At 58.7% G+C, this 13219-nt stretch carries 10 protein-coding genes; 7 read left to right on the top strand and 3 right to left on the bottom strand.

The features are described from left to right. Nucleotides 1-46: 46 nt before the first annotated feature. The 4 genes from FFI89_RS27935 (at nt 47) to FFI89_RS27920 (ending at nt 5143) form a co-directional block, all read left to right on the top strand. On the top strand, nt 47-1780 hold the full coding sequence (locus tag FFI89_RS27935; RefSeq protein ID WP_138830749.1) for an AMP-binding protein: 1734 nt from the start codon (nt 47-49) through the stop codon (nt 1778-1780). Between the two features lie 57 nt (nt 1781-1837). Further along, nucleotides 1838-3298 carry an enoyl-CoA hydratase/isomerase family protein gene (locus FFI89_RS27930; protein ID WP_138830748.1) on the top strand — a complete coding sequence of 487 codons (1461 nt, stop codon included), beginning with the start codon at nt 1838-1840 and terminating at the stop codon, nt 3296-3298. A gap of 111 nt (nt 3299-3409) precedes the next feature. Then, the gene (locus FFI89_RS27925; RefSeq protein WP_138830747.1) at nt 3410-4225 is read left to right on the top strand and encodes an enoyl-CoA hydratase/isomerase family protein; all 816 of its coding nucleotides are present in this window, start codon (nt 3410-3412) and stop codon (nt 4223-4225) included. 177 nt (nt 4226-4402) lie between these two features. Next, nucleotides 4403-5143: an SDR family NAD(P)-dependent oxidoreductase gene (locus FFI89_RS27920; protein WP_138830746.1), complete on the top strand. Its 741-nt coding sequence runs from the start codon at nt 4403-4405 to the stop codon at nt 5141-5143. Nucleotides 5144-5329: 186 nt separating this feature from the next. Here the strand turns inward: FFI89_RS27920 and FFI89_RS27915 are convergent, their stop codons facing one another. Together FFI89_RS27915 and FFI89_RS27910 are read right to left on the bottom strand one after the other, a co-directional pair. Further along, a complete protein-coding gene (locus FFI89_RS27915) occupies nt 5330-8029 on the bottom strand; it encodes an alpha/beta hydrolase fold domain-containing protein (RefSeq protein WP_138830745.1) in 2700 nt (899 codons plus the stop codon). 579 nt (nt 8030-8608) lie between these two features. Further along, nucleotides 8609-9481 carry an MBL fold metallo-hydrolase gene (locus FFI89_RS27910; protein WP_138830744.1) on the bottom strand — a complete coding sequence of 291 codons (873 nt, stop codon included), beginning with the start codon at nt 9479-9481 and terminating at the stop codon, nt 8609-8611. 221 nt (nt 9482-9702) lie between these two features. On the opposite strand from FFI89_RS27910, the gene FFI89_RS27905 reads away from it, so the two are divergent. The 3 genes from FFI89_RS27905 to FFI89_RS35455 all read left to right on the top strand — a co-directional run bounded on the left by FFI89_RS27905 (nt 9703) and on the right by FFI89_RS35455 (nt 11720). After that, on the top strand, nt 9703-10914 hold the full coding sequence (locus FFI89_RS27905; protein ID WP_138830743.1) for an iron-containing alcohol dehydrogenase: 1212 nt from the start codon (nt 9703-9705) through the stop codon (nt 10912-10914). 145 nt (nt 10915-11059) lie between these two features. Continuing rightward, complete coding sequence (locus FFI89_RS35075; RefSeq protein WP_246669277.1) at nt 11060-11290, top strand: hypothetical protein; 231 nt, start codon at nt 11060-11062, stop codon at nt 11288-11290. Further along, nucleotides 11268-11720 carry a CoA transferase gene (locus tag FFI89_RS35455; protein ID WP_371721886.1) on the top strand — a complete coding sequence of 151 codons (453 nt, stop codon included), beginning with the start codon at nt 11268-11270 and terminating at the stop codon, nt 11718-11720. The genes FFI89_RS35075 and FFI89_RS35455 overlap by 23 nt, the downstream gene beginning before the upstream one ends. Before the next feature lie 130 nt (nt 11721-11850). Here the strand turns inward: FFI89_RS35455 and FFI89_RS27895 are convergent, their stop codons facing one another. Then, nucleotides 11851-13026 (bottom strand): ABC transporter substrate-binding protein, encoded by a 1176-nt coding sequence (locus FFI89_RS27895; protein ID WP_138830741.1) that lies wholly within the window; start codon nt 13024-13026, stop codon nt 11851-11853. Nucleotides 13027-13219 lie beyond the last annotated feature (193 nt).

Here is a 13219-nt window from a genome sequence, read left to right as displayed (position 1 = left end):
AACTATAAACCACGGTGGGGCTAATAGCCCGGGAGCGCGGACGCTTATGTCGGAGAGGGCGAAAGGTTCGGGCGTTAGCTACGTCCGCGGCGACGTCGATGTTCCATTGCTGTCAGATACGATCGGAACAGCCTTCGACCGCACCGTTGAATGCCATGGCGATCGCACCGCGCTTGTTGTCAGCCACCAGCAGATTGTTTGGACCTATGCAGAATTGGCAAGCAAGGTCGAAGCCTTCGCTTCCGGCCTGCTCAGGCTTGGTCTGGTGCAAGGCGACCGCATCGGCATATGGGCGCCGAATTGCGCCGAATGGACGGTTACCCAATATGCGGCCGCCAAGCTCGGGCTTGTCCTCGTCAACCTGAATCCGGCCTATCGCGTTGCCGAGATAGAGTTCGCTCTCAACAAAGCGGGCTGCAGGGCGTTAGTGCTGGCAGATCGCTTCAAGGGAAGCGACTACATCCAAATGGTCCGGACCCTTGCACCGGAACTGAACGCCTCAGTAGCCGGCAAGCTGAAAGCCGCGCGGCTTCCGAAACTCGAAATCGTAATTCAATTGGGAGCTGAACGCCTCGGCGGATTCTTCCGATTCGACGAGATTGCAGCATTCGGTGAGGAAGTGGATCGGCAGCTGCTTGTCGATGTCGCAGCCAGGTTGAACTGCGACGATCCGATCAATATCCAGTTCACGAGCGGCACGACAGGAAGCCCCAAGGGAGCAACCCTAAGTCACCGCAATCTGCTCAACAGCTCGTACTTCACCGGAAAGATCTGCGGGATTTCCTCGTCGGACGCCATTTGTGTGCCGCTGCCGCTCTACCATGTCTTCGGAATGGCAAGCGGCAATCTGCTAGCAATGTTATTCGGCGCCAAAGTCGTTCATCCCTGCGAAGCCTTTGAGCCGGATGCGGTGCTGAAAGCCGTGGAGCGGGAGCGCTGCACGTCGCTTTATGGTGTGCCGACGATGTTCATCGCCGAACTCGCGAGCCCGGACTTCAAGCAGCGGAACTTGTCGTCATTGCGCACCGGGATCATCGCTGGCGCTTCGGTACCCATGGAGCTGATGCGGCGCGTTATCACTGACATGCACATGGAGCAGGTCGTTATCGGCTATGGAATGACGGAAACCAGCGCCACAATCATGATCACGTCGCCGACCGACTCGGCGGAGCGGCGGGTTTCCACGGTCGGCAAGGTGGTGCCGCATGTCGAAGCTAAAGTTGTCAATGAGCGATCGGAGATTGTCCCGCGAGGACAAGTCGGCGAAATCTGCGTTCGCGGATACTCGGTTATGCTGGGATATTGGGAAGATCCGCAGAAGACAGCCGAAGCGATTGACGCAGATGGATGGATGCATACCGGAGATCTCGGGATGATAGACCAGGATGGTTGTGGCAAAATCGTCGGCCGCCTGAAGGAACTGGTCATCCGGGGCGGTGAGAATATTTCACCGGCGGAGATAGAGGAGTTCCTGCACCGGCATCCGCAGGTCGAGATGGCCCAGGTCGTCGGAGTTCCTGATGAAAAATACGGCGAGGAATTGTGCGCATGCGTCAAGCTGAAGAACGGACCACGGCCCTCCGACGCGGAACTGAGAGAATTTTGCCGTGGTCAAATCGCGCATTTTAAGATCCCGCGTTACGTTCGATTTGTCGACGTGTTCCCGATGACCGCGAGCGGAAAGGTCCAGAAATATCTGCTCGCGGAGCAGTCGGCGCAGGAACTCGGACTTCGCCCGCCGTCTTTGCATCAGTTGCCCCAGGCTGACCGGCCTGCGTAGTTTCGACGTGCGGCGGAATCGCTGCCTTGCGCAAACAGGGTTGATGGAGAACATGCGATGATTGAGGTCATTCCTCCGATCGAGCGCGAGCCCCGACTCCTGGCGGCCGGACTTCCGCCAGACGGCGTTCGCTGCTTTGTTGAAAGCCTGCAGAGCAGCCCCACCCGGGCTTCTGCAAGCAGCAATCCCGGCGCAGTCAGCTTTGAACCCGATCTCTCGGCAGCGCAGCGCGTGTGCGAAGTGGGAAGGGGGCTGCTGCAGGCCCTTCCCCTGAGATCCACCCGCACCGGGGACGAACTACGTGCCGGCAACACAATTGTGCATCTGCTCGCGGATACGACATGGAAGTTCTTCCGCAATCACGCCGGTGAGGTCTATCGCGAGCTTACCAATGACGGCGCGTCTCCCATGCGCATCGAACAGTTGGCAATCCAGGCGGCAGGCCGTCTTCCAGGGTTGCTACCCACTGCGGCTGACTTGGCCGGTGAACGCGAACTTTTTCAGAAGGACAAGGATGGTCTCGAAATTAGCCAGGGGCTTTTCTTCAGTCAGATACTGAGTGATCCCATCTTGGGCCATCATCTGATCAAAAGCCTGTTGTTGCCGCGTGCGGAGTCCCTCGAACTTCTCAACGCGTTCAAGCGTGAGAGGCGTTTGGATCTCGGAACTGTTCAGGTCGAAGCGAAGGGCAATGCGGGGTACATCTATTTCAACAATAGCGCCTACCTGAATGCCGAGGACGATTCGACATTCCTGCCGCTGGAGATCGCAGCCGACCTGATCTTGCTGCACCCTGATCTTCAGGTTGGCGTGCTCCGGGGTGGCTATGTGGATCATCCGCGATATGCCGGGAAGCGCGTGTTCTCCGCGGGAGCGAATCTCACGCAGATCTATAACGGCCAATTTTCGTATCTGCAGTACCTGATCCGGGACATGGGTTTTGCCCACAAGATGTATCGCGGCGTTTTAAGTCCGGATCAGATCGGCGGTTTGGTAGAACCGAATGATGAACCCGAGCAGACGCTCGAGAAGCCCTGGATAGCTGCCGTCGAATCCTTTGCGATCGGAGGAGGGTGCCAGCTTCTGCTCGTCGTTGACTATGTTGTTGCGGAGGCCGGGTCGTACTTCAGTTTACCTGCCAGAAAGGAGGGCATCATCCCGGCAGCGGCGAACTTGCGGCTCGCTCGCTTCGTTGGCGAAAGGCTTGCCCGGGAGGCAATCCTTTTTGACAGGATTTTCTACGTAGACGACCCGGAATCCCGTGGCCTGGTGAATGAAGTCGTTCCGCGGTCGGAGATCGACGCTGCGATCGAGAGATGTGTCACCGGCGTGGTCGGGTCGGGCCTGGTGAGCGCCGGTGCAAACCGAAAGGCAATGCGCGTTCGAACGGAGCCACTTGATCTTTTTCGAAGGTACATGGCGACCTACGCCTATCAGCAGGTGTTTTGTCACCTGAGTGAGCAACTCATCAGGAATCTCGAACGTCATTGGATTGGACGGCAAAGGAGCGTCGCCTGAAGGGCGGAGGATCGAAGTCAGAGGAAAATAAGTTGCGTAGCGCTACTTGGTACGCTAGACCAGCTAGGTGAGTAGCACTAAACAACTGATAAATCAGCGAAGGAGAATGCGGTGTCCAAATACAACAAGATCCTTTTTGACCGGTCGGGAACAATCACCACGATTACATTCAACCGTCCCACCGCGCACAACGCGCTGGACAAGGAGATGTCGGACGAACTCGCGGATGCGGTCCGGGTGGTAAAGAGGGACCGCGAGTGCCGGTTTTTAATCTTCCGGGGTGCGGGCGATACCTTCTGCGCCGGCGACGACATCAAGGATTTCCTTACCTGGACAGATGACGACCCGTACTGGCAGGCGCGTCAGTATCAGGAGACCGCGCAGATGATCGAGGATCTGACCTGCATCACGATTGCCGCCGTGGACGGCGTTTGCACCGGCGGCGGCCTCGAACTGACGTTGACGTGTGATTTCGTCATTGCAACCGATCGAAGCCGCTGGGGAATGCCGGAGATCGACTGGGATATTACGCCCGGTTGGGGCGGCGTTACACGCCTCGCGCGCTTCGCCGGACGTCGCAAGGCGAAGGAATGGAATCTGATCGGTCAGTTGTTCGATGCCAGGACGGCGGAGCGGCACGACATGGTCAACCGCATTTGCAAGCCGGCTGATCTCAATAAGGAAGTCGATGCGCTTGTTGCCGTGATGGCCGCAAAGAACCCCATCACCGTCCGGCGGTCGAAATTCGCCCTAAACAAGGGTGCCGATCTGCCGCTCTCTGGAGCGATGGCGTTCGAGGTTCCAATCCAGCCGTTCGCGAACAAGCCCGGCCGCTTTGCGACCGCCGGCATGGAAGATTTTGCCAAACCGGACACGCGCGCGGCTCGGCGCAAGATCTCCAAGACCTTCTGGCAGGACCAGAAATAAGGCCGAAGGCCGGTCCTTCGGATGAAGGATCGGCTATTCTTCTTTCGACCGACGCGGGGCTATTTGCGATTTGCTGAGGTTCCGTTCGAATCCCACCCTGCTTGCGGGGTCTTCGCAAGGTCACATCCCGGAAAAACATCCTTCGATAATGCACAAGCAATCGAGACCGAATCTCATATGAGCCAGGAACTGCAGTTCGAGAAGAAGAGGGTTTTGGTTGTGGGCGGAAGCAGTGGCATCGGAAATGCCATCGCTCGAGCTTTTCGTTCGAAGGGCGCCTCTGTCCATATATGGGGGACCCGAGCAAATGCGGTCGAATATGCAAATTCCGGGGACTCCGACTTGAGCGGTCTACACTACAAACAGGTCGACGTTTCGGTCGCGGAGCAGGTTCGGAGGTGTGATGCAGAGTTTGAAACGCTCGACGTATTGGTGCTCTCGCAAGGGATTGCGCTCTACAGTCAGGCGGAATTCGAACCTGGGCGGTTTCGGCACGTTGTCGACGTCAACTTGAACAGCCTGATGGAATGCTGCGCGCGCTTTTATACAATGCTGAAAGCCAGTGCGGGCTCGATCATCATTATCAGTTCAACCGCAGCACTTCACTCCACGCGTGGTAACCCTGCCTACGGCGCTTCTAAGACCGGCGCCTTGGGTCTGACACGGACTCTCGGCGACGCCTGGGCGCCCGACGGCATCCGTGTCAATGGTATCGCGCCGGGCATGATACCGACGAAGATGACGAGGGTTACGACCGACAATCCAAACCGCGTTGAAGCCTGGAAAAAACAAATTCCCCTGGGACGTTTAGGGACGACCAGCGAGATTGCCGGCGTAGCACTATTTTTGGCGTCTCCGCTCGCTTCGTATGTAATCGGACAGACCATTCCTGTCGATGGCGGTCTGACTTTGCGTTAAAGCGCTTCGGAAGAGCGCCACGATGGGTCGTGACGCGTGGCGTGAATTGGTCGACGTCGATTGCCTTGCAGCGCGGACGGCGCGATCATCAGGGCCCAACTTCTAGCCCTCTCGCGCGTGCTCGAAGCGGTCGACCGGCCCAGATCGACGGCTGCCCGTAGTCAAGGAGTTTGTTGCCCCTGCGCGCTATCCTGCAGCCGCATTGATTTCGTGCGGTGCAGCCGTCTGACTCGATCGGACACCCTCCTCATCTTGCCTCCTTATCGGGGGAAGCCCGGCGAACCGGCGCAAAGCTTCGGACATCTGCACGCGCCCGCTGACGCCGGTGATCACCACGTCGACCATGGTCAAGGACGAGTGGAAGTGGCCGCGAGCGTCAAGTTGCTCAACCGGCACACCCGCGGCAGCCAGGGCTTCGGCGTAAGCGACACCCTCGTCGTGCAGCGGATCGAACTCGCAGGTCGCCACGAATGCCTGAGGCAAGCCCTCGAGTCTGCCGCGCAGTGGCGAGACGCGCGGATCGGTTCGGTCGCCGGGCGAACAGTACAGGTCCCAGAACCAGTACATCAACGAGCGCGTCACGAAATAGCCCGTCGCATTGTCGGTGTAGGAAGGACGATCGAACGTGCAGTCAGTGACGGGACATACCAAAAGCTGGCCTGAGATCTGCGGGCCACCGCGGTCGCGCGCCAGTTGGCAGGTAACGGCGGCGATGTTGGCGCCTGCGCTCCAGCCCGCGACCATCACCGGTCCCGGTCTGCCGCCGAGATCAGGGGCATGCTCGGCGATCCAGTGCGTCGCAGCAAAGCCGTCCTCTGCCGCTGTCGGGAAGCGGTGTTCGGGCGCATGCCGGTAACCGACGCTGACGAAGATCATCCCGGTACGCCGGCACAGGTCACGGCACAACGGATCGTCGGATTGCTCGTCGCCCAACACCCAGCCGCCGCCATGGAAATAGACCACGATCGGATGTGGTCCCGGCGTCGCTGGCCGATAGAGACGGTAGGGCAGCGGTCCATCGGTGCCGGGGAGTGTGCCGTCGACAATGTCACCGACCGGTCGGCCAGCAGGACGGGCGGCATTGAATTCAGCCAGGAAGTCGCGCGCGCCCTGGGCTCCGAACGATTCCAGTGGCGCCAACTTCATGTCCGCCAGCATGTTCAGCACCAACCGCACATCCGGTTGCAGGCGAACGACCTCGCCGTCGTTGCATTGCTCGGCGACGTTGGGGCCGGTGAGCCTGAAACCGAGCATACCGCGGCTGACGACGTCGTTGCAGATACTGCGGTAGGGACCGACGCCGCCGGTATAGGGCATCACACCCTGCGCCTTGCCGGGAACGTTGGCGCCAGTGTACCAGGTGTTCGCCAACCGATGCAGCGTGAGCGTTGCACAGTCGGCCATGTGTTGGGCCCAGCCGGCCTGCGCCGTTGCGGTCGCCTCGATTGTCGTGAAGCCGGCCTCTCGCGCCGCGATCAGCCGGTCGACGACCCAGTCGACGTGCTGCTCGATCGATACGGCCATATTCGACAGTACGGACGGGCTGCCCGGACCGGTGATCATGAACAGGTTGGGAAAGCCGGCCACTGTAAGTCCAAGATAGGTCTGCGGGCCGTTGGCCCAGATGTCGGATAGCGATTTTCCGCCGCGCCCCGTGATCGGATGAACGGCCATGATGGCACCGGTCATGGCGTCGAAGCCCGTGGCGAACACGATTGTCTCGACATCGAACGTGCGGTTGTCGGTGTTGATTCCGGAGGCCGTGATCGACCTGATGTGCTCCTGCCGGAGGTTTACCAGCGTAACGTTGGGACGGTTATAGGTGGCGTAGTAGTTGGTATCGAGGCAAGGACGCTTGGCTCCAAACGGATGATCGTGGGGGCTCAGCGCCGCAGCCGTTTCGGGTTGTTTCACCGTCGCGCGGATTTTCTCGCGGATCAGCTCGCCGACCAGCGCGTTGCCCTCGACGTCCACGGCCTGATCGGCCCAAAGCTGGGTCAGGATGTGGACGAGATCGCCCGCGGCCCACGCCTGCTCGAACCGCTCGCGGCGCTCGGCGTCACTCAATTGCCAGCTCACCGCCGTTTGTTGCGGATACGGGACGCCCGCGAGCGACCAGCGAGCCTGCTCGCGGTAGCCAGCGCGGTGGTCGCCTTCCAGCAAGCTAATACGATCGGCCGGCACGGCACCATTGTGGGCGGGCAACGCAAAGTTCGGCGTGCGTTGGAAGACGGTCAGATGGGCCGCCTGTTCAGCGATCAACGGGATCGACTGGATCCCGGACGATCCGGTGCCGATAACCGCGACTCGCTTGCCGGCGAGCTTGACCTCGTCATGCGGCCAGCGGCCGGTGAAATAGACCTCGCCCTTGAAGTCCTTGACGCCATCGATCTCCGGCGGCTTGGGAGCGGAGAGACAGCCGGTGGCCATGATGTAGTTGTGGCAGGACACAACCGCGCCACCGTCGGTCGTGAGCCGCCAGCGTTCCGCGGCCTCGTCCCACGTCGCCGCCGTGACCTTGGTGGCAAAGCGGATATCGCGCCTCAGATCATAGCGATCGGCGACGAAACCGAGGTAGCGCAGGATTTCCGGCTGGGTTGCGTATTTCTCCGACCATTTCCACGCGTTCTCCAACTCCGGATCGAAGGTGTAGCTGTAGTCGATGGTCTGAATGTCGCAGCGTGCGCCGGGATAGCGGTTCCAGTACCAGGTTCCACCGACGTCGTTGGCCTCCTCCAGCACGACTGCGGTGAAGCCGGCCTTTCGCAACCGATGCAGAAGGTACAGTCCGGCAAACCCGGCACCCACCACCGCGACGTCGACCTGTTGCGTCGTACCGCCGTTCGTTGCTTCTGAAAGAGATGCTGCAACCATTGCGTCTGGCACGCCATCCTCCCGTGCATTTTGTTTTGCCGTAGCCTATAGCCGCGCATCCGATTTGTCATTCGGCAATTCAATCTTCGATAGCCGTGTGGGCGGCATGGGCCTGGTTCCCGCCAAGGCGACTGCGCGTTCGTGGTGCTTTGGCTGGGTCGCTTCTGGTACGAAACTGATGCGGTAAGCGAACGCGCGCTGGAACTCATTCTGTATATTCATTCGGCAAAAGCGGATCTGATTCATTGGCCTTCCATTGTTCTGGCAACGTCGCTGGCCAAGTCGACCTGCGGCCAGTGCCCGGCCTGAATGACGTCTAGCGAGGCATTCTTTGCCTGGAATTGCAAATCGTCGGCCATACCAACGTTCAAATGGGGGTTCTCTTTGCCACAATGGGTCTGCGCGTGCCTGTTTGCCCGTCGACCGTCAGGCACCTGGTTTAATCGGAGACCACAATTGTTGGCGTTCCTGAAGTGCACGCCACGCCCTTACGCGATCGGGCTGTTTGGCATCATCGGAAGGACAAGTAGGTCCAAAAGTCCCACACATGGGAGCCCTGCGCCATACGCGATGTCGATCGTGCCGACTCGCTCATACGAATTCAAAACTGACGGCATCGTCCGACCGTTTGAGCTTGCAAACCGAACTGGAAGTGAAATGAGAGCTGAAGAAAGTGGCGTCGTTCTTCAGGCAATAATCCATCGCCCACCGTCGGGACAGTTCAGCCGCTTCGTGGGAGGCGCAATAAACCGAACTCCATTCCGGTTTATGAAACTGGATCGGATGATGCATTACATCGCCGGCGAAGAAGCCCGTATCTCCCCTAGACCGCAGCGCTATCGACATGTGATCGATGCTGTGGCCTGCGGTCGGATGATACTGGAACATGCCTAAAACGTCCCGACCATCCGACGGGACGAGTTCAGCCTGACCGCTCTTCAGCACGGGTACTACGCTGTCTCGAAACATGTCCGCGTTCGGACGCGCGGAGCCCTCAAGGCCGGAGAAAAAGTCGCAACCCGCCTTCGGAATATAGTACTTCGCGTTGGGAAAGGTCGGCTGCCAGGTGTCGCCAACCAGGATGGTATTCCAGCCCACGTGATCGGTGTGGACATGTGTTATCAAGACGTGTCGCACGTCAGCAGGTTCGACGCCCGCGGCGACCAAATTTGCAAGGAACTGTGTCTCCAGCATGTGAAACGGCGGAAAGGCTGGGCGTTGTTTCCCGTTGCCGACTCCTGCATCGATGAGAACGGCGCCATGAGGAGTTTTCGCAAGCCATACATGCACGCTGCTTCGGAGTTGCTCGGTGTCGGTTATCAGATGCGGTGTCATCGCCGGTAGGCAATGCGCGACACTTCCACGGTCCCACGACCGGAACAGGGATTTTGGATCGATCGTAAGACGAAGTTCGTCGATGCGCGTAATTTTGACGTCGCCGATATCGTACCAGGCCCGTTCCATCTATACCCGCTCCGGGACGCATTCTGACGCGCTGGATGCGCAGCCCGTAAGTTGCAGCGCTAGCGTCGATTGAAGAAGCGGACAGACAGGCGCAAAAATCAATCGGTATATGCAACAGATCTCAGATTTCCATGTATATGGAAGTCGCCAAGCTTCCATATTAAGCTGTCACCCTTGCGTGTATCTGACTTGCCTCGAACATAACAGCGAGGAAAGCGTCGATGGCCGATACCAAGCCGAGGCCGACTGCGTCGGTTGGATCAATCGAGCATCCGGTCCGGAGAGGCTCTTACTCCTACCCGCGTACGGATATTGTTCACTATGGCCTGCCTTGGGCGGCGAAGCTGAACGCAGAGGTGGATCGGCTCGGCGCGCGACGCGTTTTTGTCGTCGCCAGTTCCACTCTATTACGCTCGACGTCGCTGAACGCGGACCTTTCCCGCACATTGGGTGCTAAGCTTGTCGGACTGGAGCATGGGATACGTGCCCATACGCCCCTGAACGACGTTTTTGTACTATTGCAGGCGGTGAAGCTTCGCGATGCGGATATTCTTGTTGCAATCGGCGGAGGGTCCGTAATCGACGGTGTAAAAATCATGCAGTTGGCGGCGGCGTTGAACGCCTCCGGCCCAAACGATCTCGCACGATTCAAGAGAAAGCGTGCCGAACCGACCGAGGCAGTGCCGCTCCGCTTACGAATGATAGCAATACCGACAACCCTGTCCGGCGCGGAATTTACAGCTTATGCCGGCGGATCGGATTTGGACCAAGGTATCAAGGAGGGGTATGGCCATCCCGAGATGATTCCTTTGTCGGTCATCCTGGACCCCGCGATCACGACGCATACGCCCGAGCAGCTTTGGCTCTCGACCGGAATCAGAGCGGTGGACCACGCCGTGGAGGACATTTGTTCGGTAAGCGGCCAGCCGCTTTCGGATGCAGCGTCGATCCACGCGTTGAAGTTACTCTCCGAAAGTCTCAGGCAGACCATGCGCGATCCGTTAGACCTCGACGCGAGGTTGCAGAGCATGGTGGGTGTCTGGCTCTCTCTGATCGGGTCTCAAGGCGGCGTTAACAAGGGAGCGAGCCATGCGATTGGTCATATTCTCGGAGGATCGGCGGGAGTAGCGCACGGCCTGACATCATGCGTAATGCTGCCGCACGTTCTAAGATGGAACGCCGCAGTCAATCCGGATCGTCAGAAGCATGTCAGCACGGCGCTGGGCGATACGACGCGCCCTGCGGCTGAACTAGTAGCGGAACTGATACATGAACTTGGCTTACCTAATACACTCAAGGACGTAGGAGTGCATCGCGATCAATTTGATCGCCTCGCTCGCCTGACAATGGATGACCCATGGGCGCGAACCAATCCGCGGCTGATCTCGGGGCCGGAAGACGTTCGCGCCCTGCTGGAAGCGGCATCCGGGTAAGTCGGCGGAATGGCTTTGCGACTCGGAAGAAGGAGCGTCGGATGAGTCGTAGGAACCTACCACTGGATGGCGTCACCGTCATCGATCTCGGACAAGTCTATCAGGGGTATGCGCCACGTTTCTGATAGCGCGGGTAGGCGCGAGCGTGATCAAGGTCGAACCGATCGATGGCGAGCCGATCAGGCTACGCGAAGCGATCAGCAAAGGCTCGGCAGTACCGTTCGCGATGCTCCAACAAACAGGCGATAGCGCTCAGTCTCAAAAGCGATCCCGGTCTCGACATCCTAAAGAAACATGTGGCAGGCGCGGACGTGCTGCTGGTGAAACTACGCTCCAGGCGTGTTGGATGTCGGATGGTCGGCTCGCCGAAAAATAAACTCGCGCCTTGGCTCAATCTTCTTGAGGCGATACAAAGAAGTGACCCGATCGTCGATCCGCAGTTCAAGTCCAATGAAGCGCGGGTCCGGAATATCGAGGCGACCGATCGCTTGATCGGAGATTGGACCTCGCAACGCACACGCGCCGAGGCGTCCAAGATTTTCGGGCACACAAGGTTCCGAATGCTGAAGTCCGCGATCTCGTTGAGGTCACGAACGATCCTCACATGCATGAGAGAGGGATGCCTATCCTGGATAGTCCATCCCCAGTTCGGTCGAATCGTAGTGCCGGACAGTCCGATCCGCATCCACGAAGTGGACGCGCTGGAGAAGGTGCCTTCTCCAAAGCTCGTCAGCACAGCCGTGAGGTGCTGCGAGATCTGCAATTCAGCGATCGCGACCTCGATGAGCTCGTGGCCGCCGGTGTAATCCGTACGTCATAGAGAAATCCAAGGTCCGCTCAACTCGACTTCGCTGCAACGTCTAGCGGTCGAGTCGCCCACCCGCCAGCTTGTAAATCCCCTTCGATCGTCTCCGGCCGTCGGCGATGCTCCTGCAGCTATTCCGCAAGCACTTCTCCGAACAATTCCCAGCTCGTGCCGTTGAACCGCATCGTTCTCAGTTGCCGTATCGGGGGATAGTTGTCCGCGGTGTTGTTGAGTCTGATACCTGGCAGCAAGATGTCCAGCTCCAGGTTGGAGATGGACGTCGCCTGCTTCATCACATTTTCGCGGCTGAGGTCCTGGCCGCACTTTTGTAGAACATGAACGAGTGTTTGAGCTGCAAGATAGCCGTACACATTGTCAGCGTCGGCTGCGCTGGCGCCGGACATATATTTGTTCATGAAACCGAGGTACTTCTTCACGCTGGCATCGCTCGCCCACTGAGGATCCGATACGTCCTTCCGGAAAGTGCTGGATATGATGCCGACCGAATGGTTCAAGCCGGCAGGCTCCAGGACGGTCTGGATGGAGGCGGACGTGCTGATCAAGATCTGCGTCGTTTTCCAGTTGAGTTCTGCCGTCTTCCTGATCGCTTGCGCTGCGAATTTGGGCGAGGTCGCGTTGAAGAAAACGGTCGCCTTCGACGACGCAAGGGTAGCGACTTGTGAATCGACCGTGGGGCTCGTCGGTTCATAGGACGCGCGGGCCACGATCATGCGTTCCGCTGCCGCGCCAAGCCCTGCCTCCAGTCCCTTCACATAGTCCTTTCCAAAGTCGTCGTTCTGGTAGAGGACGGCGATCGTCGCGTTCGGGTGATTCTGCTGGATGTACTTTGCGTACAACAGGGCCTCGGTCCTGAACGGTATCTGCAACTGCACGGTCCAAGGGAAGTTCTCCGGATCATTCCATCGGTCGCCTCCCGAAACGATAAAAAGTTGGGGGACTTTCCGGGAATTGAGGTACTTCTGTACGGCCGCCTGGTTGGTGGCCCCTAATGATCCGAACATGAACAACACGTTGTCCGCCTCTACGAGCCTTCGAGTCTGTTCTACCGTTTTCGACGGTGTATAGGCATCATCAAGGGACAGCAGCTGAAGCTGGCGTCCGTTGACGCCTCCGGTTTCGTTGATCATTTTGAAGTAGGCGGCTTCTACTTTTCCTACAGTGCTCCACGCAGATGCTGGACCGCTGTACGGCATCGTCTGGCCAAAAACGATTGGTTCGGCGGCAACACCCGCCGATAGGAGCAATAGCGAAAACGCGCTTAGTACGAGCGAACGGAAAGTCGGCATCACGGAACTCCGTAGAATACGACTGCTAAGGGACCTCTTGGAGAGCGCTCTCCTCTCTGCCGGGCCCATAGCGGGCAGTTCGATAGAGGAGGAAATGCTCTTTCTAAGCCCGTTCAACATCGGCTGCGCAAGAATGAATGGTCGCACCAATCGTCTTTCGACAATCAACCTATGACTAGCAGAATCTTGGGTC

The organism is Bradyrhizobium sp. KBS0727, assembly GCF_005937885.2.
Lineage (GTDB): Bacteria > Pseudomonadota > Alphaproteobacteria > Rhizobiales > Xanthobacteraceae > Bradyrhizobium.
The sequence above is the reverse complement of the archived record's forward strand: the minus strand, read 5'-3'. Positions and strand labels throughout refer to the sequence as shown.

Bases quoted from the DNA above. Each gene is read 5' to 3' on its own strand.
- FFI89_RS35455 (WP_371721886.1), top strand. From the start codon at position 11,268: ATGGTCGGCTCGCCGAAAAATAAACTCGCGCCTTGGCTCAATCTTCTT.
- FFI89_RS27895 (WP_138830741.1), bottom strand. From the start codon at position 13,026: ATGCCGACTTTCCGTTCGCTCGTACTAAGCGCGTTTTCGCTATTGCTC.
- FFI89_RS27935 (WP_138830749.1), top strand. From the start codon at position 47: ATGTCGGAGAGGGCGAAAGGTTCGGGCGTTAGCTACGTCCGCGGCGAC.
- FFI89_RS27905 (WP_138830743.1), top strand. From the start codon at position 9,703: ATGGCCGATACCAAGCCGAGGCCGACTGCGTCGGTTGGATCAATCGAG.
- FFI89_RS27920 (WP_138830746.1), top strand. From the start codon at position 4,403: ATGAGCCAGGAACTGCAGTTCGAGAAGAAGAGGGTTTTGGTTGTGGGC.
- FFI89_RS27930 (WP_138830748.1), top strand. From the start codon at position 1,838: ATGATTGAGGTCATTCCTCCGATCGAGCGCGAGCCCCGACTCCTGGCG.
- FFI89_RS27910 (WP_138830744.1), bottom strand. From the start codon at position 9,481: ATGGAACGGGCCTGGTACGATATCGGCGACGTCAAAATTACGCGCATC.